This window comes from Bradyrhizobium sp. WSM4874 (assembly GCF_055811835.1).
Window position 1 is genome coordinate 42083 of record NZ_JBVVPR010000035.1, and the last position, 21110, is coordinate 63192.

21 protein-coding genes and 1 tRNA gene are annotated in these 21110 nt (G+C 64.0%); 14 read left to right on the plus strand and 8 right to left on the minus strand.

The features are described 5' to 3' along the window. Positions 1-30: 30 nt before the first annotated feature. The 3 genes from AC0L3P_RS28745 to AC0L3P_RS28755 all read right to left on the minus strand — a co-directional run bounded on the left by AC0L3P_RS28745 (position 31) and on the right by AC0L3P_RS28755 (position 2977). On the minus strand, positions 31-1311 hold the full coding sequence (locus AC0L3P_RS28745) for an O-acetylhomoserine aminocarboxypropyltransferase (protein WP_275171348.1): 1281 nt from the start codon (positions 1309-1311) through the stop codon (positions 31-33). 138 nt (positions 1312-1449) lie between these two features. After that, positions 1450-2034 carry a CoA-binding protein gene (locus tag AC0L3P_RS28750; protein ID WP_275171347.1) on the minus strand — a complete coding sequence of 195 codons (585 nt, stop codon included), beginning with the start codon at positions 2032-2034 and terminating at the stop codon, positions 1450-1452. Between the two features lie 118 nt (positions 2035-2152). Beyond that, positions 2153-2977 carry an enoyl-CoA hydratase gene (locus tag AC0L3P_RS28755; RefSeq protein WP_473307166.1) on the minus strand — a complete coding sequence of 275 codons (825 nt, stop codon included), beginning with the start codon at positions 2975-2977 and terminating at the stop codon, positions 2153-2155. Between the two features lie 86 nt (positions 2978-3063). Between AC0L3P_RS28755 and AC0L3P_RS28760 the strand changes: the two genes are divergently transcribed. The 6 genes from AC0L3P_RS28760 (at position 3064) to AC0L3P_RS28785 (ending at position 6751) form a co-directional block, all read left to right on the plus strand. After that, a complete protein-coding gene (locus tag AC0L3P_RS28760; protein ID WP_275171345.1) occupies positions 3064-3492 on the plus strand; it encodes a PaaI family thioesterase in 429 nt (142 codons plus the stop codon). 158 nt (positions 3493-3650) lie between these two features. Then, positions 3651-4115 carry a 50S ribosomal protein L13 gene (gene rplM, locus AC0L3P_RS28765; protein ID WP_007611024.1) on the plus strand — a complete coding sequence of 155 codons (465 nt, stop codon included), beginning with the start codon at positions 3651-3653 and terminating at the stop codon, positions 4113-4115. A 1-nt stretch (position 4116) separates the two neighbouring features. After that, entirely contained in the window at positions 4117-4596 is a 480-nt protein-coding gene (rpsI, locus tag AC0L3P_RS28770) for a 30S ribosomal protein S9 (RefSeq protein WP_007611021.1), read from the plus strand. A gap of 229 nt (positions 4597-4825) precedes the next feature. Then, a complete protein-coding gene (locus tag AC0L3P_RS28775; RefSeq protein WP_473307169.1) occupies positions 4826-6058 on the plus strand; it encodes a GGDEF domain-containing protein in 1233 nt (410 codons plus the stop codon). 57 nt (positions 6059-6115) lie between these two features. Then, positions 6116-6352 (plus strand): hypothetical protein, encoded by a 237-nt coding sequence (locus AC0L3P_RS28780; protein WP_275171342.1) that lies wholly within the window; start codon positions 6116-6118, stop codon positions 6350-6352. Positions 6353-6454: 102 nt separating this feature from the next. Continuing rightward, on the plus strand, positions 6455-6751 hold the full coding sequence (locus AC0L3P_RS28785) for an antibiotic biosynthesis monooxygenase family protein (RefSeq protein ID WP_275171341.1): 297 nt from the start codon (positions 6455-6457) through the stop codon (positions 6749-6751). 6 nt (positions 6752-6757) lie between these two features. Here the strand turns inward: AC0L3P_RS28785 and AC0L3P_RS28790 are convergent, their stop codons facing one another. Then, positions 6758-7888, minus strand: coding sequence for an AI-2E family transporter (locus AC0L3P_RS28790; RefSeq protein ID WP_275171340.1), 1131 nt, complete (start codon positions 7886-7888; stop codon positions 6758-6760). A gap of 135 nt (positions 7889-8023) precedes the next feature. Here AC0L3P_RS28790 and AC0L3P_RS28795 point away from each other — a divergent pair, with 135 nt between their 5' ends. Next, positions 8024-8728 (plus strand): hypothetical protein, encoded by a 705-nt coding sequence (locus tag AC0L3P_RS28795; RefSeq protein ID WP_275171339.1) that lies wholly within the window; start codon positions 8024-8026, stop codon positions 8726-8728. A 90-nt stretch (positions 8729-8818) separates the two neighbouring features. Then, positions 8819-9592, plus strand: a complete 774-nt coding sequence (locus tag AC0L3P_RS28800) for a gamma-glutamyl-gamma-aminobutyrate hydrolase family protein (RefSeq protein ID WP_275171338.1) — start codon at positions 8819-8821, stop codon at positions 9590-9592. 140 nt (positions 9593-9732) lie between these two features. Here the strand turns inward: AC0L3P_RS28800 and AC0L3P_RS28805 are convergent, their stop codons facing one another. Next, a complete protein-coding gene (locus AC0L3P_RS28805) occupies positions 9733-10707 on the minus strand; it encodes a GlxA family transcriptional regulator (protein WP_473307175.1) in 975 nt (324 codons plus the stop codon). Between the two features lie 152 nt (positions 10708-10859). Between AC0L3P_RS28805 and AC0L3P_RS28810 the strand changes: the two genes are divergently transcribed. Then, positions 10860-11117, plus strand: coding sequence for a tautomerase family protein (locus AC0L3P_RS28810; RefSeq protein ID WP_275171336.1), 258 nt, complete (start codon positions 10860-10862; stop codon positions 11115-11117). Between the two features lie 154 nt (positions 11118-11271). Here AC0L3P_RS28810 and glnA read toward each other — a convergent pair whose 3' ends face one another. Further along, on the minus strand, positions 11272-12681 hold the full coding sequence (gene glnA / locus AC0L3P_RS28815) for a type I glutamate--ammonia ligase (RefSeq protein ID WP_007603494.1): 1410 nt from the start codon (positions 12679-12681) through the stop codon (positions 11272-11274). Positions 12682-12830: 149 nt separating this feature from the next. Next, on the minus strand, positions 12831-13169 hold the full coding sequence (locus AC0L3P_RS28820; RefSeq protein WP_007603495.1) for a P-II family nitrogen regulator: 339 nt from the start codon (positions 13167-13169) through the stop codon (positions 12831-12833). Between the two features lie 381 nt (positions 13170-13550). Between AC0L3P_RS28820 and AC0L3P_RS28825 the strand changes: the two genes are divergently transcribed. Further along, positions 13551-15050 (plus strand): NAD(P)H-hydrate dehydratase, encoded by a 1500-nt coding sequence (locus AC0L3P_RS28825; protein ID WP_275171335.1) that lies wholly within the window; start codon positions 13551-13553, stop codon positions 15048-15050. Between the two features lie 4 nt (positions 15051-15054). On the opposite strand, the gene AC0L3P_RS28830 is transcribed toward AC0L3P_RS28825, so the two are convergent. Continuing rightward, positions 15055-16371, minus strand: a complete 1317-nt coding sequence (locus AC0L3P_RS28830; protein WP_275171334.1) for a multicopper oxidase family protein — start codon at positions 16369-16371, stop codon at positions 15055-15057. A gap of 152 nt (positions 16372-16523) precedes the next feature. Here AC0L3P_RS28830 and AC0L3P_RS28835 point away from each other — a divergent pair. From AC0L3P_RS28835 to clpX, 4 genes are all read left to right on the plus strand, one after another. Further along, a tRNA-Leu gene (locus tag AC0L3P_RS28835) sits at positions 16524-16608 on the plus strand. A 173-nt stretch (positions 16609-16781) separates the two neighbouring features. Beyond that, positions 16782-18143, plus strand: a complete 1362-nt coding sequence (gene tig / locus AC0L3P_RS28840) for a trigger factor (protein ID WP_354209906.1) — start codon at positions 16782-16784, stop codon at positions 18141-18143. Between the two features lie 318 nt (positions 18144-18461). Continuing rightward, the gene (locus AC0L3P_RS28845) at positions 18462-19097 is read left to right on the plus strand and encodes an ATP-dependent Clp protease proteolytic subunit (protein WP_007603501.1); all 636 of its coding nucleotides are present in this window, start codon (positions 18462-18464) and stop codon (positions 19095-19097) included. A 442-nt stretch (positions 19098-19539) separates the two neighbouring features. Then, positions 19540-20811 (plus strand): ATP-dependent Clp protease ATP-binding subunit ClpX, encoded by a 1272-nt coding sequence (gene clpX, locus AC0L3P_RS28850; RefSeq protein WP_007603503.1) that lies wholly within the window; start codon positions 19540-19542, stop codon positions 20809-20811. The last annotated feature ends 299 nt before the right edge of the window (positions 20812-21110 follow it).

A 21110-nucleotide genomic window follows, 5' to 3' on the forward strand; every position in this document is an offset into this window, starting at 1 on the left:
CTGTCGCGCGCCCCGGAATGACCGGAGAAGCTACGCGCTCAGCGCCTGTTCCAGATCGGCGATCAAATCTTCCTTGTCCTCGATGCCGATCGAGAGCCGCACCACGTCGGGGCCGGCGCCGGACTTGACCTTGGCGGCGTCGTCGAGCTGGCTGTGCGTGGTCGAGGCCGGATGGATGACCAGCGAGCGGGTGTCGCCGACATTGGCCAGATGCGAGAACAGCTGCAACTTCGACACCAGACTCACGCCGGCATCGTAGCCGCCCTTAAGGCTGAAGGTGAACACGGCGCCGGCACCCTTCGGCGCGTATTTGCGCGCGAGCTGGTTGTACTTGTCGCTTGCAAGGCCCGCATAGTTCACCGCGGCGACCGCCGGATGGCCGGCGAGGAATTCGGCGACCGCTTTCGCATTGTCGCAGTGCTTCTGCATGCGCAGCGGCAATGTCTCAATGCCGGTGAGGATCATGAAGGCGTTGAACGGCGACAGCGCGGGGCCGAGGTCGCGCAGGCCGAGCACGCGGCAGGCGATCGCGAAGGCGAAATTGCCAAACGTCTCCTGGAGCCGGATGCCGTGATATTCGGGCCGCGGCTCCGACAGCATCGGATATTTGCCGCCGGTCGACCAGTCGAAGGTGCCGGCATCGACGATGATGCCGCCGATCGAATTGCCGTGGCCGCCGAGAAACTTGGTCAGCGAGTGCACGACGATGTCCGCGCCGTGATCGATGGGGCGGATCAGATAAGGCGAGGCCAGCGTGTTGTCGACGATCAGCGGTACGCCCGCCTTGCGCGCCACCGTCGAGATCGCCTCGATGTCGGTGATGCTGCCGGCGGGATTGGCGATGGACTCGATGAAGATCGCTTTCGTGCGCGGCGTGACCGCGCGCTCGAAGCTCGCGATGTCGTCGGGATCGGCCCACACCACGTTCCAGCCGAAGCTCTTGAATGCGTGCGTGAACTGGTTGATCGAGCCGCCGTAGAGCTTTCGCGCCGCGATGAACTCGTCGCCGGGCTGGAGCAATTGCTGCAGCACCACGACCTGCGCGGCATGGCCCGAGGCCACCGCAAGCGCGGCCGTGCCGCCTTCGAGGGCCGCGACGCGCTCTTCCAGCACCGCATTGGTGGGATTGCCGATGCGGGTATAGATGTTGCCGAACGCCTGCAGGCCGAACAGGGAGGCGGCATGGTCGGCGTCGTTGAAGACGAACGACGTCGTTTGATAGATCGGAGTCGCGCGCGCACCGGTGGTGGGATCGGGCTGTGCACCGGCATGCACGGCGAGGGTCGAAAATCCCGGAAGGCGATCGCTCATTGAGGGCGTCCTGTTCTCGTGGTCTGAAATCGCGCGGCATGCTGATTGGCGCCGCGGTTGCCGTCAAGGCGCGGCTTCACATCAGAACGATCGTGCTACGCATTGTCGCGTTCGCGAAATGAAACCTTCGCAATTGCGTCAGCTTTGCTCGCTCTTGTTCTTGGCGGCGCGGTCCGATGCCGCGGTGTCGCCGCCGCCGACACTCATCCTATTGAGGGATAGTCGCATGCCCTGCGTCGGCACCGGGGCGCGTTTGGAGCTCAGCGTGCGCGAATTGACGCCCATCCAGGAGATTTCCGACGACAGACGGCCATATTCGATTTTGGGGCAGCGGTTCATCACCACCTTGATACCAACCGATTCCGCCTTCAGCGCCGCCGCATCGTCGCGCGCTCCCAACTGCATCCAGATCACCATCGGCAGCGGATCGAGCGTGAGGGCTTCCTCGACCACCGGCATGATGTGACTGGAGTTGCGGAAAATGTCGATCATGTCGACGGGACGGCCGATGTCGGACAGCGAGGCGACGAAGGGTTTTCCGAGCAGCTCCTTGCCGACATGGCCTGGATTGACCGGAATCATGTCGTAGCCGCGCTGGGCCAAATATTTGAACGCGAAATAGCTCGGCCGCACGTTGACGGGCGAGGCGCCGACCATCGCGATCGTTTTCACGTTGTTGAGGATGCCCCGGATGTAATTGTCGGGATAGGCGTCGTGGTTCATTGGCTCATCTTTTCGGGCTCATCTTCTTGCTGTCATTGCGAGGAGCGAAGCGACGAAGCAATCCAGTCTGTCTCCGAGGAGGGATTCTGGATTGCTTCGCTTCGCTCGCAATGACGAATTACTCGTCCCGCCATGTCGGCGTGCGCTTCTCGATGAAAGCGCCGATGCCTTCCTCGGCGTCGCGCGCCATCATGTTCTCGGTCATCACCTCTGCCGCATAGCGATAGGCGTCTGCAAGGCTCATCTCGGCCTGGCGGTAGAACGCCTCCTTGCCGAGCTTGACGGTATAGGCGGATTTCAGCGCAACCTTTTCGGCGAGCGCAATGGCGGTGTCGCGCTCGGTGCCGGCGGCGACGACACGATTGACGAGCCCGATCTCGCGGGCACGTGCGGCCGGAATCGGCTCGCCCGTCAGTAGCATCTCCATCGCCTGCTTGCGCGGCACGTTGCGCGATAGCGCCACCATCGGCGTCGAGCAGAACAGGCCGATGTCGACGCCGGGAGTGGCGAAGCTCGCTGTTTCGGAGGCGATCGCGAGATCGCAGCTTGCCACGAGCTGGCAGCCCGCGGCGGTCGCGATGCCCTGGACGGATGCGACCACGGGCTTGGGCAGGAGCACGATTGCCTGCATCATCGCGCTGCAGGCGGTCATCATCTCGGCGAAGAAGGCCCGGCCGCGATCCGGGTCGGTGCGGCGCGCGGTCAGCTCCTTCATGTCGTGGCCGGCGGAGAAGGCGGGACCGTTGGCCGCGATCACGACACCGCGGACGGCCTTGTCGTCGCGGATTTCGTTGAGCTCGGCATGCAGGCTTGCGATCATCGTCTCCGACAGGCTGTTGCGGGCAGCCGGGCGGTTGAGGGTCAGGACCGCGATGGGGCCTATGGTCTCGCGCAGCAGGATCGGCGGTTGCGGGGAGGGGGCGCGGGCGGCCTGGGCGGACATCAAAGCGTTTCCGGTTGGATTATTGCGATTGGATGACGCAGATAACTTAATGTAACAGGGGACGTGAAGCGAGGGTGAGGGGTAGCATGGCGTTAGCGAAAATGAGCGTGGCGGAGCTCGAGCAGTTCCTCCGCAACGAGTTTCCCCAGGCCTTCAGCGGCGACGACATCACGATCGAGAGCGCGGACGGTCAGGCCTGCCTTTTGCGTCAGCGCTATAGCGAAAAGATGCTGCGGCCGGGCGGAACCGTGTCCGGCCCGACCCTGATGGCGCTCGCCGATTTCGCGATGTACGTAGTGCTGTTGTCCGCGATCGGGCCGATCGGGCTCGCCGTGACCACCAATCTCAACATCAACTTCCTGCGCAAGGGGCAACCCGGGCAGGACGTGCTGGCGGAGGCGCGGCTGCTAAGGCTCGGCAAGCGCCTCGCAGTCGGCGAGGTGAAGCTGTTGTCCGGTACCTCGCCCGATCCGATTGCGCATGTCACCTCGACCTATTCCATTCCAAACGTTTGAGCTTTTTGCGGGTATCTCAATACCATAATTCTAAACCATTGATATTTAACATGTAAATTCCGCCTTTGGGCATTGACCGCGGCGCCGCTGTTCTCTAGAAAACCGCCCAGTCCGGTGCGGTGTTCGCGCCGATGCTCCCCGTCCACGGAAACTCTGACATGAAAACCTTTTCGGCAAAGCCGGCTGAGGTGACGAAGAAGTGGGTATTGATCGACGCCAAGGGTCTGGTCGTCGGCCGTCTCGCCACCATCGTCGCCATGCGCCTGCGCGGCAAGCACCTCCCGACCTACACCCCGCACGTTGATTGCGGCGACAACATCATCATCATCAACGCGCAGTATGCGGTTCTCACCGGCCGCAAGCGCGAGCAGAAGACCTATTACAAGCACACCGGTTACGTCGGCCACGTCAAGGAGCGCACCGCGCGCCAGATCCTCGAGGGCAAGCATCCCGAGCGCGTGCTCGAGAAGGCCGTCGAGCGCATGATCCCGCGTGGTCCGCTCGGTCGCGTCCAGATGGGCAACCTCCGCGTCTATGGCGGCGCCGATCATCCGCACGAGGCCCAGACGCCCGAGAAGATCGACATCGCCAAGTTGAACCGCAAGAACACGAGGGCCGCATAACATGGCCGAATCCATCCAGTCGCTCGACCAGCTCTCGCAGCTCAAGACGGCGGCCGCGCCCGACGCGCCCAAGCACGAGAAGAAGGTCGACAAGTTCAACCGCGCCTACGCAACCGGCAAGCGCAAGGACGCGGTCGCCCGCGTCTGGATCAAGCCGGGCGCCGGCAAGGTCACGGTCAACTCGCGCGAGGTCGAGGTCTATTTCGCCCGTCCCGTGCTGCGCATGATGATCGAGCAGCCGTTCTCCGTGGCCGCGCGTTCCGGCCAGTATGACGTGATCTGCACCGTCGCCGGCGGCGGTCTGTCCGGCCAGGCCGGTGCCGTCCGTCACGGCATCTCCAAGGCGCTGACCTATTTCGAGCCGGAGCTGCGCACCGTGCTCAAGAAGGGTGGCTTTCTCACCCGCGACTCCCGCGTGGTCGAGCGCAAGAAGTACGGCAAGGCCAAGGCCCGCCGGTCCTTCCAGTTCTCGAAGCGTTAATCGCTTCGGTCGCATTCGCCGCGAAAGCGGCTTCAATGAGATGCAAAAGGGCGCTGATTTCAGCGCCCTTTTTGCTGTTCGTTTGTATGCAAATTGATGGCGTGTTTCCTGAAAACTTGGGCTCGCATGAAAACCTGAATGGAACCCGCCGGACATAGCGTCGCATTTGGAAGGGCGCGCAAATCGGCTGAGCCGATCGCGTAACTGCTATGTCTAGAAGGGGGCCGACATGATGTCGCTCGATAGCATCACGCTCTATTTGGTTGCCACCATGGTCGCCGCACTGCTCGGCGCCATGATGGTGTTTTTCGGAAGGCAGGAGAACAGCGCCGCGCTGAAATGGTGGGGCACCGCGTATCTCCTCGGCGCCGCATCGGTCGCGCTCTGGACGGCGGCCGGTGACAGACTGGGGCCGCATCTTTACCTTGCGCTGAACGCGGTCGGCTTCGTCGCCTGCGGCATGGTGTGGAATGCGGCGCGTGTCTTCCATGGTCGCAAGCCGAACTGGCCGGGTCTCCTGGTCGGCGCGCTCGCCTGGGCCGCTGCCGCCACGCTGCTCGATCCCACCGCGTCCATGCTGCGCATGATCATCGGCTCCGGCATCGTCTCGGTCTATGCGGCGCTGACCGCGAGCGAGCTCTGGGTCGAGCGGCGCAAGAGCCTGCAACGGCGCTGGCCGGCCGTTGTGGTGCCGGTGATGCACGGCTGCGTCTTGATGCTGCCGATCCTGCTCGGCAGTTTCCTGCGCCCGAACGATGCCGGCTTCTCCACCAGCATCTGGGTCACCGTGTTCGCGGTCGAGCTCGTGCTCTATGCCGTCGGCACCGTGTTCGTGATCTTCATGCTGGTATCCGAGCGCACGGTCACCGCGCACCGGACCGCCGCGTCCACCGATCCGCTGACCGGCATGCTCAACCGCCGCGGCTTCTCGGAAGCCTGCGGACGCGTGATCGAGCGCGAAGCCAAGGCCGGCCGCCCCGTGACCGTGATGATCTTCGACATCGATCATTTCAAGTCGATCAACGACCGCTTCGGCCATCCCGCCGGCGACGAGATGCTGAAACTGTTCTCGACCGTCGTCGTCAGCAATCTGCGCATCAGCGACATGTCGGGTCGCATCGGCGGCGAGGAGTTCGCAGCCCTCCTGCCGTGTTCGCTCGAGGAAGGCGTGCTGGTCGCCGAGCGCGTGCGCGAGGCCTTCGAGACCTCCGGCGTCGTCGTCGACGAGGGCCCGGTCGACACCACCGTCAGTATCGGCGTGGCGGGCGGTCCGGCCGGCACCGAGCTCGAAGTGCTGCTGGCCTCGGCCGACACCGCGCTCTACCAGGCCAAGCGCGGCGGCCGTAATCGCGTCGAGGCGGCGGAGGAGCTGCCACTGTCGCTGGAGAATTGGCGCCGCCAGAGCGCCGCGCGGATCGGCGTGCCCAACGCGCAATCCAAAGCGCGGCCGGCGACCGCCTAGGTAAGGGAGGCCTCGCGGTAATCCCCTGTTTACCATTCGATCCCTACCATTGCGGACATGGAATCGATCCATCGACAGAACCCGCAAGCCGCCCTGATATCGCTCGAAGCCGCGGCGGTCTCGGCACGCGGCGGCTTCGCCTGCCTGTTCTCGACCGCTGACGAATACGAGAGCGCGCTGATCACCGAGCGCCGCGCCCAGGGGCGTTACACACAAGGCCGCAATTACTGGCCGCTGGCGCTGTTCGCCGGTTGTGCGCTGACGGTGGCGGGCACCGTTCTGCTGCTCGCCTGAGTGATCTGCATTTTTGGACCGGGCAGGGCGCCGTTTCGGCGCCTTTTTCTTTGGCGCGGGCTGCGGTAGACACGCCCATCGGACAAAAATGGGTGGAAACAGATGATCACCGAGATCGCGCAAATCGACGTCAAGCCGGGCAGCGAGAAGGACTTTGAGGCCGCCGTCACCAAGGCAAAGGCCGCTTTCGGTCGCTCCAAGGGTTTTCACGGTTTCGAGCTGCACAAGTCGATCGAGAAGCCGCAGCGCTATCGTCTGATGGTGAAGTGGGAGACGCTCGAGAACCATACCGTCGATTTTCGCGGCTCCGAGAATTTCGCCGAATGGCGCGGCCTCGTCGGCCAGTATTTTGCGGCACCCCCTGAGGTCGAGCACACCGAGACCGTGCTCACCACCTGAGGCGGCTCAGGCCGCCTCAGCCAGAGGCGGCGCTTCATACGTCTTGAAGTGGTCGATCATGACCTTGGCGATGGCGACCAGTGGCAGCGCCAGCGCCAGGCCCCAGATTCCGAACACGACGCCGAGCAGGATTTGGAACGCGAACAGCGTGGCCGGCGGAATGTCCAGTGCCTGCCGCTGAAGGATCGGCGTCAGCACATAGCTCTCCATCGCGTGCACGCCCATGAAGAGGAGAAAGGCCGACAGCGCCGGTATCCATCCCGAGGCGAGGCTCGCCAGCACGACCACGACGCCGGCTATGATGGCGCCGACGGTCGGGATGAAGGCGAGCAGGCCCGCCTGAATCCCCAGGATGAACGAGCCTGGAATGCCGATGACGGCGAGACCGATCCAGGTCACCACGCCGACCGCAAGCATCACGACGATCTGCGCGATCAGCCAGCGCTCCAGCGTCTCGCCGATTCGGTCGATGATCTGGGCTACGCGAGTACGATGTCTCGCCGGCGCGAGAAATAACAGGCCGTCGTGATAGACGCTGGGCTGGGCGGCGAAGGCGAGCCCCAGGAACAGCACGATGAAGATGTTGCCGACCGCGCTGATGGTGCCGAGCAGCAGCTTGAAGGTCTGGCTCACGATCGCGCCGCCGCTCGAAGCCAGCGCACCCGCGCCCGGCAATCCGCCGTGCGAGCCCGAGTTCGGCGCGGGTGCCGGCGCCGCATCGCTGGCGGTGGGTGCGGCATTGCCGAGATCGAAGAAGCTGGTGTCGATGCCATGGTTTTCGAGGAAGGATCGGACGTTGGTGATCTGCGACTTGATCGTCTTGCTCAGCAGCGAGGCCTGCTCGGCAATGGTGGCGCCGCCGAGATAGGCAACACCTGCGAGCATCACCGCCAGCGCGGCACAGACGATGGCGAGCCGCACCGCGTGGGGCAAGTGCACGCGGCGGCCAAGCGCGTTGGTCAGCGCGTTCAGGCCAACGCCGAGCAGCATTCCGGTGAAGATCAGGAGCAGGGTAGCGGCAAAATACCAGGTGAAGACCAGCATTGCCGTGAACAGCACGATGCCAATGCCCCCGACCGAGATCGCCCAGGCCAGATCGCCGCGGGTCCGGCGCCGTTCATCTGCGGGAATGGTCACATCGGGTCCTTTTCAGCGCGGTGCGCACCGCACTCTTTCGACAAACGCGATCCGGATCAAGACCGCGTCAACGCGCTGGTTTGACGCTGCCGCGTGAACGGTGCAGAGCGATGAGGAAAGAACAGGTGAGGGCGCTTGAGTTTCATCAGCAAGTGGGCCGGTCTGCTCGGCCTTCTCGCCGTGCTCGTGATCGGCGACCAGATCCGGATCAACCGGCCCGGTCACAAATATCGGCTCGCGGTCGAGGTGTCGACGCCTGACGGGATCAAGACCGGCTCGGGCATTCTGTCCGTCGTGCCCGATCGCGGCTATACCCGGGGCGGCCGCACCACGATGCGCGGCGAGGCTGTGTTCGTCGACCTCGGCCGGGGAAAGAATGTGGTGGCATTGCTCGCGCATCAGCAGGGCGCGAAGCTCGATCTCGACGACATCAACTATGTCGCGCTCCGCGCATATGGCGCTGCGCGTGGCAACCGCGTCTCGTTCAACGAGCTCAACCGGCAGACCGGCGTCGTCGCGGTGCAGGGGGACCTAATGCCCGTGCTCGTGAGCTTTGGCGATCCCCTCGACCCTGCGACCGCGCGCCTTGTCGCCGGCGACCATGCGGAGGCGGTCCTGGGCGACGGCTATGCACTCCGTGGCCTTACCGCCGAAATGGTGCCCAACGGGCTCTGGCCGATTGATTTCGGTGGCGTGCTCGGGGAGTCCGTGACGCGCGGAATCGAGACGAAACTGCCCTGGCTGGCTGCGCCGGGCGACGCGGCGGCGACCGCGCTGAAGGCCGCCGGCCTGCTCCTCGGCGGTGCGCTCGAGGCCCGGGAGGCATTTGCGCGAAAATAGCATTGCCGTCCCGCGTACCCTTCTGTTGAATTTGTTCCCTCCCAGGGGCATGTTTGGAGAATCTTCTTACGGGAGAGGTCTGAACGGGAGATGAGAAAGCCGGTCGTCGGCGTGATCGGGAACGCCCATCGCGTTGAAAATCGATTTCAGGTCCAGATGGTCGGCGAGCGTAATCTGCGCGCCGTGGCCGAGGTTTCCGGCGGCCTGCCGGTGATGTTCGCGGGCTCGCCCGACATCACCGATATCGGCGCGCTGCTCGATACCGTCGATGGCATCGTGCTCACAGGCGCGCGGGCCAACGTGCACCCGACTCGCTTCAACGTCGACCCGTGTGAGCGGCACGAGCCCTACGACATCCACCGCGACGAGGTGGCGCTGGCGCTCTCGGTCGCGTGCGTTGCCCGCGGTATCCCGCTGTTCGGCATCTGCCGGGGCCTCCAGGAGATGAACGTCGCCTTCGGCGGCTCGCTGCATCCCGAGATCCGCGAAATCCCGGGCCGCATGAACCATCGCATGCCGAGGCTCGAGAACGGTGAGATCCATCCTGACCCGACAGTGGTGTTCGCCGATCGTCACGACGTCGATCTGACGCCGGGTGGCGCGTTCGCAGAATTGCTCGGCTGTGACAAGATCCGGGTGAATTCGCTGCACGGCCAAGGCATCCTCGATCCCGGCAAGCGCGTGCTGATCGAGGGTATTGCCGAGGACGGCACCATCGAGGCGATCCGCATCGCGGAAGCCAAGGCCTTTGCGCTCGGGGTGCAATGGCACGCCGAATACGACCCGCAGCACAATCCGATCAACCGAAAGCTGTTCGAGGCTTTTGGCGAAGCGATGGTTGCGCGGCAGAAGGCGGCGGCGTAGGCGGACGCGCTGGAAGAAGGCAGGCACGCCCGCGCCACACCGTCATTGCGCTGGTGAATGGGCGCTGGTGGCGACGGAGATCGGGTGAACTTTCCGGACAAGTGACGCCGCGGGGAACGGGAGAGCGGCGTTCCGGACTGCTACGCCGCCCGCTCCATCCGTCGCGCGCGATAGGCCTGCGGCGACATCAGGGTGAGCTTGCGGAACGCCTTGCGAAAGCTGCTCTCGTCCTCGTAGCCGGCCGATCTCGCGATGGTCTTGACCGGCTGCATCGTCGTCTCCAGCAACGTGCGGGCGTGCTCGACGCGCCGACGCATGATGAAGGCCTGCGGCGGCTCGCGGGTGAGTTCCTGAAACTTCCGGTTCAGCGTGCGCTCGCTGAGGCCGAGCGCATCGGCGAGCCGCTTCACCGTCATCGGACGTTTTCCGGAGCGTCGCACCAGCAGGTCGGCCTGGGTCAGCATCGGGTCCTGCGTCAGCAAATAGCCGACGGGCATGAAGATCGACTGGGTGCGCTGCGCGGTGTCGATGACGACGTAGTCCGCGCATAGTTTTGCGATCTCCTTGCCGTCGACCATCTCGATCAGCCTGAGCAGGAGATCGACCCACGACATCGGTCCGGCCGCGCAGACGATGCGGTCGGCGGTGGTGATGACGGCGTCCGGGGCGAGGTCGATGGCGGGATGACGCTGCCGCAGCTCGCTTTGCAGCCACCAGGTGATGGTGGCGCGGCGGTTGTCGAGCAGACCGGCGCCGGCCAGCAGGAACACGCCACTGCAGAACGCGCCGATCAGCCGTCCGTTCGCGTGCTGCTGCCGCCAGGCGCCGGCCCGGGCATATTGCGGCTGCAGGCGTTCGGCCGTGACGTGATCGACAAGGTTGCCGGGGACGAGGATCGCGTCAAAGCGACCTCGTCTGCCAATGGCGCCGTCGACCGCGACCATCTGGCTGCCGCCGGACCGCACGGCCTTGCCGTCGAGCGAAAGCGTCTGCCAGGCGAAGCCGGGGTTGGCGCCGCTCTGCTGCATCACGTGGTTGGCGAGCGACAGGATGTCGGCGACGCCTGAGATCGCCGAATGCATGCAGCCTTCCAGCGCCAGTATTGCGAGCTTCATGGGACCTCCAGACAGGACGCGGCAATCCTACCCGATCGGCGCGCGGGCGCCATGGCGGAAATTGCCCGATCTCTGTCTTATCCGCCACTGCCGTCTCCGGCAGGCCCGGTTCAATCTCTCAACCATCGTCACACGACATATCGGAGAGAGACATGCCTTACGTCACCATTTCCACCGTCCGCGGCATCCTGGATGTCGCGCAGAAGAAGGCACTGCTCGAGCGCGTCACCGACCTCCTGGTCGAGGTTGAAGGGCAGGGCAACCCGGAATTCCGCCGCAACGTCTGGGTCAGGATCGAGGAGCAGGAGCCCTCACATTGGTCGCTCGGCGGCATGCAGCCGACGGCGGAGATCATCGCCGGCACGTTCGGCGCGATCGGGACGGATGGGGTGCGGATCGCGAAGACGTAGAACGTAGGAGGGGTAGAGCGCAGCGAAGCCCATCGCCATCGCGAGTTGCGAGATGATGGGTTTCGCAAGGGCTCCACCCACCTACGGTTTCCCCAATACGAAAGGCGCCTCCTTTTGGAAGCGCCTTTTGCTTGTCGCAGGAATTTCGGGCGGCTTAGCCCGAATAGTACATCTCGAACTCGACGGGATGCGGGGTCATTTCGAAGCGGGCGACTTCGGTCATCTTCAGCTCGATATAGGCGTCGATGAAGTCGTCGTCGAACACGCCGCCGTTCTTCAGGAAGCCGCGGTCCTTGTCGAGGTTTTCGAGCGCCTCGCGCAGGCTGCCGCACACGGTCGGGATCTGCTTCAGCTCTTCCTTCGGCAGATCGTAGAGGTCCTTGTCCATCGCCGGACCCGGATCGATCTTGTTCTTGATGCCGTCGAGGCCGGCCATCAGCATCGCGGCGAAGCCGAGATAGGGATTGGCGAGCGGATCTGGGAAGCGCACCTCGACGCGCTTGGCCTTCGGCGAAGCGGTGTAGGGGATGCGGCAGGAGGCCGAGCGGTTGCGCGCCGAATAGGCGAGCAGCACGGGGGCCTCATAGCCCGGGACCAGGCGCTTGTAGGAGTTGGTCGACGGGTTGGTGAAGGCGTTGATCGCCTTGGCGTGCTTGATGATGCCGCCGATGTAGTGGAGGCAGGTCTCCGACAGGTCGGCGTATTTGTTGCCGGCGAACACCGGCTTGCCGTCCTTCCAGATCGACTGGTGCACGTGCATGCCCGAGCCGTTGTCGCCGAAGACCGGCTTCGGCATGAAGGTGGCGGTCTTGCCGTAGATGTGCGCGACCTGGTGGATGCAGTATTTGTAGATCTGCATGTGGTCGGCCATCAGCGTCAGCGTGTCGAACTTCATGCCGAGTTCGTGCTGGGCGGAAGCGACTTCGTGATGGTGCTTCTCGACCTTCACGCCCATCTTGGCCATGGCGCCGAGCATCTCCGAGCGCATGTCCTGCACGGAGTCCTGCGGCGGCACCGGGAAGTAGCCGCCCTTGGTGCGGACACGATGGCCGAGATTGCCGCCTTCGTATTCGGTGTCGGAGTTGGTCGGCAGCTCCGAGGAGTCGAGGCGGAAGCCGGTGCTGTAGGGGTTAGCGGAGAAGCGCACGTCGTCGAACACGAAGAACTCGGCTTCGGGGCCGACGAACACGGTGTCGCCCACGCCCATCGACTTCACCATCGCCTCGGCCTTCTTGGCGATGCCGCGGGGGTCGCGATTGTAGGGCTCGCCGGTGGTCGGCTCGAGCACGTCGCAGGTGATGACCATGGTGGTCTCGGCGAAGAACGGATCGATCGTCGCGGTCACCGGATCGGGCATAAGGCACATGTCGGACTCGTTGATCGCCTTCCAGCCGGCGATCGAGGAGCCGTCGAACATCGTTCCCTCAGCGAAAATGTCTTCATCGATCATGCTGATGTCGAAGGTGACGTGCTGCCACTTGCCGCGCGGATCGGTGAAGCGCAGGTCGACGTATTTGACGTCGTTGTCCTTGATCGATTTCAGGACGTCTTTGGCGGTCTTCATGCATACCCCTTTTGGCTCTGCGGGTCGGTTTCCAAGCTTCAAGCGACCGTGTTCACGCTTCTTGAGGCGCGCGAGGCACAAACAAAATGAGGCCGCCGAAGCAGCCTATTTCTTGTCAGAATGTCGCAAAATGCGGGATAGCACCCGGCTCAGATAGCGTCCAGCCCGGATTCGCCGGTTCGGATGCGGATCGCCTCTTCGATGTTGGAGACGAAGATCTTGCCGTCGCCGATGCGCCCCGTTTGCGCGGCGCGGCGGATTGCGTCGATGGCGCGCTCGACCAGATCGTCGCCGATCACGATCTCGATCTTCACCTTGGGCAGGAAGTCGACGATGTATTCTGCGCCGCGGTACAGCTCGGCGTGACCCTTCTGCCGGCCGAAGCCCTTGGCTTCGGTGACGGTGATGCCCTGAAGGCCGACTTCCTGAAGCGCTTCCTTCACCTCGTCGAGCTTAAATGGCTTGATGATGGCTTCGATTTTCTTCACTGCGCGCCTCCCGGCCTTTCGAACAAATAGCAACGTCTTCGTCAGGATGCGCTTTTCATGACGCACGATCTTGTCTTCGCTATGCCGGGATCCCTGACCAGTCCGGCAACAACGGCCGGCCACACCCTGATAAATGCCAGTGAGCACGACGAACCGAAGCGACTTCCGCGAAAGCAGGGTCTATGCCAATTTGCAAATGCCCTGATTGTTGGAGCGTTATCAGCCTTTTAACGTGCCGCTCTGATAGGTGGCGCCGACCCGCACAAAATACCGCAGACTACGAAATAGGCAAACGGTTCAATATCTGTGCAGATCGCTGTTCCGTCGGATAGCCCGGTGCGGAACGTGCCTCTTGAAAAGGCTTTTGGACAGGGAAGTGGCATGGAAGTTCTGACCAACGCCGAAATGCAGCGCGCCGACCAGCTCAGCATTGCGGCAGGCACCCCCGGCTTCAAGCTGATGCTCAGCGCCGGCCAGGCGGTCGCCGAGGCCGCCCACGCACTGGTGGAGGAGGGGCCGATCCTGATCGTGGCCGGCCCGGGCAATAATGGCGGTGACGGTTTTGTTGCAGCCGCCGAGCTGGCCGCGCAAGGCCGCGAGGTCTCGGTGATCCTGATGTGCGAGCGCGACCAGCTCCAGGGCGACGCGGCCTCGGCGGCGCGGGGCTGGAAGCACCCGGTGCTTCCGTTCAACCCGCAGGCGATCGGGCGACCGGCGCTGATCATCGATGCGCTGTTCGGCGCGGGCCTCAGCCGTCCTGTCGACGGCGAGGCGCGTGAGATGATCGAGGCGATCAACGGCAACGGTGCGCCGGTGCTCGCGGTCGATCTGCCGAGCGGCATCAACGGCACCAGTGCGGCCGTGCTGGGCGTGGCGGTGAACGCCACCGAGACCGTCACCTTCTTCCGCAAGAAGCCGGCGCATCTGCTGCTGCCGGGGCGGATGCATTGCGGACACGTCCGTGTCGCCGATATCGGCATCGAGGCGCAGGTGCTGGACGAGATCGCGCCGCAGATTTTTGAGAACGATCCGGACTTCTGGGGCGCCGCCTTTCCGGTGCCGCGCATCGACGGCCACAAATACGCGCGGGGCCATGTGCTGGCGGTCTCGGGCGATGCGGCCGCGACCGGTGCAGCGCGTCTCGCCGCGCGCGGAGCGCTACGCGCCGGCGCGGGCCTGGTGACTCTGGCCACTCCGCGTGATGCTCTCGCGATCAATGCGGCTGCGCTCACCGCGGTGATGGTTCGCCCCGTCGATACCGCCATCGAGTTCGGCGAGCTGCTCGGTGACAAGCGCTACAACACCTGCATGATCGGCCCCGGCGCGGGTGTCGGCGAGCGCACCTGCGATCTCGTCCACACGGCGCTTAACGCGCAGCGGCGCCTGGTGCTCGACGCGGATGCGCTGACGAGCTTTGCCGCCAATCCCGAGCGCCTGTTCGAATCGATCAAGACGTCGCACGACAAGGTGGTGGTGCTGACACCGCACGAGGGCGAGTTCCCGCGCCTGTTCTCCGACCTCAGCAACAAATATCCGGGACGCTCGAAGATCGAGCGCGTGCGCGCCGCCGCCGAGCGCTCCGGCGCTGTCGTGCTGCTGAAGGGCCCGGACACCACGATCGCCGCGCCCGACGGCCGCGCCACCATCGCCGCCAACGCGCCGCCCTGGCTCGCTACCGCGGGCGCCGGCGACGTGCTCGCCGGCATTATCGCAGGGCTGCTGGCGCAAGGCGTGCCGGCATTCGAAGCCGCCAGCATCGCCGTGTGGATGCATGGCGAAGCGGGGAGCGAGGCGGGGCCGGGCCTGATCGCGGAGGATCTCACTGAGACGCTGCCCGCCGTGCACCGGCGGATCTACCATGCGCTGGGGGTGGAATACTGAGCTCTCACTCCACCGCGTACCAGCGCGCCAGCCGCGGGGACGCCCAATCGGCTACGACGGATTCCATCAGCCATCGGCCGGGACCTCTGGCCTCGAATGCGATGCGCTGGGTCTGGCCGGGTTCGATCGCGAGCGTGTCGAGCCAATACGGCTTCCAGCCGTCGTCGAGCTTGTCGAGCAGGCGGAAATGGTGGCCATGGAGATGGAAGACGGTGGCGACGGGTGCGGGGTTCTTGAGGGCCAGCACGACGGTGCGGCCGGCCTTGGCGCGAAAGGCGGGGGCGGACGACGTCGAGAAATTTGCGGGCCGTATCCACCCGGCGTCGGCTACCCCGAGCGCGACACCGAATCGCAGGGCGCCTTTTAGATCAAGCCGGTCGGGCAGGTCATTCGGAGGGAGCGGCTGTGGCGGCAACAAGGGCACGCGCCGCTCCACCTTGCCGGAGACCGTCAGCCGGCCGACCTGGCGCGCCTCCGTGCCATCATGCAGCAGAAATGGGGCCGACGTGGCCGCATCCACAAAGGCGTCGGCGCGTGCGCCGGGAGCCAGCACCAGGGCGCCGTTTCGCGCCTGGAACGGCTCAGCTGGCTGTCCGTCCAAGGCCATCACCTGGACCTCGTGACTTTCCAATTTGATCGCCAGAACAGAACGTTGGGAGCCGTTGATAAAGCGCAGCCGCAGCCGCTCATTGGCTGCGGCTGCGAGTTCGAATGAAGTCTGCCCGTTGACTGTGAAGAGCGGGGATGTGTCCTTCGGTTCGCGGCCCGGGGCGAGTGCGGTCCCGTCCGGCCGCAGCCGCCATTCCTCGATCAAGAGGACCACGTCCCGATCGACGGCGACCGGGTTGGTCTCTGCGGCGATGATCGGCAGGGGGCGCGCGGGCTGCTTCAGGCCGTCCTCGAAGAGCCGGAAGTCGGCCAGCAGGGTTCCCGCATTTGGTATTGAAATGATTGATGTTTCCGTCGCGTCCGGGGCGGTCGGGGCGCGACCCCGAAGCGGGTCGGCTGCGGCCGGGCCATTGAGGCCGTACCAGACTGGTGCAAGCGGGACAGGCAGACCGTTGCGGAAGACCACCTCGCAGCGGTCGCCACGTTTGAGACGGACATCCCCGAGGTGGCTTACGGCGGCCAGCTCCCAGATGGGTGTAGCCGGCTGCCCCGGCCTCAGAGCCAACGTCGCCGGCCTTGCCTGAAGGGCGAGCTGGGCGGTCATGGCCGGGACTGCGCCGCCCGCCATCAGCCCGGCCGCAGAGGCCCCGATGCCGAGTCCAAGTCCGGCCAATACCTCGCGCCTCGTCGGGCCGAAGATCCGCGTTTTCATCGCCGATCCCGACCACGCCGTGCTGGATAAGTCCAGCCGCCATGCCTAGGTGAAGCCTGCCTCTATCGGGCCATTTTTTTGCTGCGAACAGGCGGGCACATGCTATAAGCCCGCCGCCCGCGGCATCGCGGCCGGTCTTGATGCAAATTTACGCGGGCGTGGCGGAACTGGTAGACGCGCTGGATTTAGGTTCCAGTGACGAAAGTTGTGGGGGTTCGAGTCCCTCCGCCCGCACCAAGCGCTTTCAGCGTTTGCACGGATTACGCGATCTGCTCCCGCGCGGATGTTTGTCCGCCGGAAGCCGGTCCGATGAACCACCGGCGTTGAGGCGTTCGCCTCGCGCCGGATCGATTAATGGCAGCGTCCCGACGCATGCGCGCCGGGACCGAACGAGAAGAAGATTGGACACCATGCAGGTCACAGAAACCCTCTCGGAAGGTTTGAAGCGCGAGTTCAAGATCAGCGTTCCCGCGTCTGATCTCGACGCCAAGGCCGGTGCCAAGCTCGTCGACCTCAAGGACAAGGTCCGCATCAACGGCTTCCGTCCCGGCAAGGTGCCGGTCACGCACCTCAAGAAGGTCTATGGCCGCTCGGTGATGGCCGAGACCATCGACCAGACCATCCGCGACACCAACACGCAGCTGTTCTCCGAGCGCGGCTTCCGCCTGGCGACCGAACCGAAGATCACCATGCCGACCGAGCAGGCCGAGGTCGAGGAGCTGCTCAACGGCAAAACCGATCTGACCTACACGGTTGCGATCGAGGTGGTGCCGTCGATCGCGCTCGCCGACTTCAAGACCTTCGAGGTCGAGAAGCCCGTCGCCGAAGTCACCGACGCCGACGTCGACGAGGCGATCAAGCGCATCGCCGATTCGAACCGTGGCTATGCCGCGAAGGGCGAGGGCGCCAAGGCCGAGTCGGGTGATCGCGTCACCGTCGCCTTCAAGGGCACCATCAACGGCGAAGCCTTCGAGGGCGGCGCCGGCGAGGGCATCCAGGTCGTGATCGGATCCAACACCTTCATCCCCGGCTTCGAAGAGCAGCTCACCGGCATCGCCACTGACGAGACCCGCACGCTGAAGGTGGCGTTCCCCAAGAACTACATGAACGACAAGCTCGCGGGCCAGCCGGCCGAGTTCGAGACCACCGCGACGCTGATCGAGGCGCCGCAGGATCTCGCGATCGACGACGAGTTCGCCAAGACGCTCGGCCTCGAATCGCTGGACAAGCTGAAGGAAGCGGCACGCGAGCGGCTGGTCGCCGAGTTCGCGACCGCGACGCGCCAGCGCGTCAAGCGTGCGCTGCTCGACCGCCTCGACGAGGCCCATCGCTTCGAGGCTCCGCCCTCGCTGGTGGACGAGGAGTTCAATCTGATGTGGAACTCGGTGAAGGCCGAGATGGACTCCGCCGGCAAGACCTTCGCCGACGAGGACACCACCGAAGACGCCGCCAAGGAAGAGTACCGCAAGATCGCCGATCGCCGCGTGCGGCTCGGCCTCGTGCTCTCCGAGATCGGCGAGAAGAACAAGATCTCCGTGACCGACGACGAGGTCGGCCGCGCCGTGATCGAGCGGGCGCGCTCGATGCCGGGCCGCGAGAAGGAGGTCTGGGACTATTACCGCAGCAACGCCCAAGCGTTGGCCCAGCTTCGTGCACCGATCTATGAGGACAAGGTGGTCGACTTCATCCTCGAGCTTGCCAAGGTGACCGAGAAGAAGGTCTCGCGCGACGATCTCTACAAGGACGACGAGGCGGAAAAGACCGCCGCCTGAGGGCTGCAGGAGAGCCTTTAGGATAGCCGTGCATTAAGGATGATCAGCGAAGAGGTCGAGCTAGCCAGGTGGCCGGCTGGGCCTCTTTGTACGAATCAGCTTCAACTGCCGCACGGATTAAGCCTTAATTCGCTCCGCACTTGTCAGGAACGAATTGGGCTATATCTGTCGCTACGCCTTCTGCTTCTGCCAAGTTCTTCTACTAAGTCTTCTGCCAAGTTCCTGCATCACGGGACGTCCATCGGCCTTCCGGCAGATCCAGCCCCGACTGGCAGCCGGGACTGGCGGTGTCCGCCTCTTCAAAACCCTAGGTGACTCATGCGCGATCCGGTTGAAACCTACATGAACCTCGTGCCCATGGTGGTCGAGCAGACCAACCGTGGCGAGCGCGCCTACGACATTTTCTCGCGCCTTCTGAAGGAGCGCATCATCTTCCTGACCGGGCCGGTCGAGGACGGCATGTCGACGCTGATCGTCGCGCAGCTGTTGTTCCTTGAGGCGGAAAATCCGAAGAAGGAAATCTCGATGTACATCAACTCGCCGGGCGGCGTGGTGACGTCGGGCCTCGCGATCTACGACACCATGCAGTTCATTCGCCCGCCGGTCTCGACGCTGTGCACGGGACAGGCCGCCTCGATGGGCTCGTTGCTGCTCTGTGCCGGCGAGAAGGACATGCGCTTCTCGCTGCCGAACGCGCGCATCATGGTGCATCAGCCCTCCGGCGGCTTCCAGGGCCAGGCCACCGACATCATGCTGCACGCCCAGGAAATCCTGAACCTGAAGAAGCGGCTCAACGAGATCTACGTGAAACACACCGGCCAGACCTACAAGGCGATCGAGGATGCGCTGGAACGCGACAAGTTCCTGACCGCGAGCGACGCCAAGGAGTTTGGCCTGGTCGACAGGGTTATCGACAAGCGCGCCGAGGAAACCGCGGCGCCGAAGACCCCGTAGCACTACTGTGACGGCGACCCCTTTGGGATCGCCGGCACCATCAGGGAGCGTTCACGTTAAGGACACGTGCGCGCGTCGCAAAACGCAGTTTTGCGCCCTGCGACAGGCAGAAAGTTCCGCTTTCGTGCTTGTTTTTCGTGGCAATCCAGCAACGCCGGGGTGATTTCGATCACTTCGCCCGTGCCAAGACCGGAAATCACGGTATTGTCACGGGTAGCCGGCGCCCCTCGATTAGCGAATTCTTGATAGTCGGGTGACAGCATGGTTCGCTGCGACTGATCGGCTATGATCGCGGAGATATCGAGTGACCGTGATTCGCACGGCATGTAACGCGTAGGGTCTTTTTTGGTACGGAATTTGCTCTATTTGAAGGACTGTACCGGCTGTCGTGCCGGAATAGGGCGATCGAGCGGACGGGATCGAACCGCGGACGGAGACATGAATGAGTAAGGTCGGCACGAGCGACTCCAAGAACACGCTGTATTGCTCGTTCTGCGGCAAGAGCCAGCACGAAGTGCGCAAACTGATCGCGGGTCCCACGGTCTTCATCTGCGACGAGTGCGTTGAGCTCTGCATGGACATCATTCGCGAGGAGAACAAATCCTCGCTGGTGAAGTCGCGCGACGGGATTCCGACGCCGAAGGAAATCTGCAAGGTGCTGGACGATTACGTGATCGGCCAGAACCATGCGAAGAAGGTCCTCTCGGTCGCGGTGCATAATCACTACAAGCGCCTCAACCACCAGACCAAGCACAACGACGTCGAGCTTGCGAAGTCGAACATCCTGCTGATCGGTCCGACCGGTTCGGGCAAGACGCTGCTCGCGCAGACGCTCGCTCGCATCCTGGACGTGCCGTTCACGATGGCGGATGCGACGACGCTGACCGAAGCCGGCTATGTCGGCGAGGACGTCGAGAACATCATCCTGAAGCTGCTCCAGGCCGCCGACTACAATGTCGAGCGTGCCCAGCGCGGCATCGTCTATATCGACGAAATCGACAAGATCAGCCGCAAGTCCGACAATCCCTCGATCACGCGCGACGTGTCGGGAGAGGGCGTGCAGCAGGCACTGCTCAAGATCATGGAAGGCACGGTGGCTTCGGTCCCGCCGCAGGGCGGTCGCAAGCATCCGCAGCAGGAATTCCTGCAGGTGGACACCACCAATATCCTGTTCATCTGCGGTGGTGCGTTCTCGGGCCTCGAGAAGATCATTTCGGCACGCGGACGGTCGACCTCGATCGGTTTCGCCGCCCAGGTGCTCGCGCCGGAAGACCGCCGTACCGGCGAGATCTTCCGTCACGTGGAGCCGGAGGATCTCCTGAAGTACGGCCTCATCCCGGAATTCGTCGGCCGTCTGCCCGTCGTGGCGACGCTGGAGGATCTCGACGAGGCTTCGCTCAAGAAGATCCTGGTCGAGCCGAAGAACGCGCTGGTGAAGCAGTACCAGCGGCTGTTCGAGATGGAGAACATCGAGCTGACCTTCGCCGACGAGGCGCTTGGCGCGGTTGCCCGCAGGGCGATCGAGCGCAAGACCGGTGCGCGCGGACTGCGTTCGATCCTCGAGGCGATCCTGCTCGAGACCATGTTCGACCTGCCGGGCCTCGAAGGTGTGGAAGAAGTCGTGATTTCCCGCGAAGTCGTGGAAGGAACGGCGCGTCCGCTCTACATCTACGCTGATCGGTCCGATCGCGCCGTCGAGAACGCCAGCGCCTGATTTCGGCGCTGGAACGCTCCAATCGTCTCCTCAAGCAAGGGCTGCGGAAAGTCTCTCCGCCGCCGGTGTTGCGTCGCTTATTTGCGTGCGTAAGCGCCTGATGGCGCGCGTCTTCAATGACTTGACACCCCCCGGGTCGATAGCCACCTAATGTCGGCGGCGAGCAAAAATTCTCTTCAAGATTCGCCTCAGTTCCGATCCGGCGAGCCGGTCCAACCTCAAAAGGACCGACCGGTTTTGCCGATCACCTCGGCACCTTGTGGCGGTTGCGCATGAGCATGGCGGGCTGCGTGCAAGGG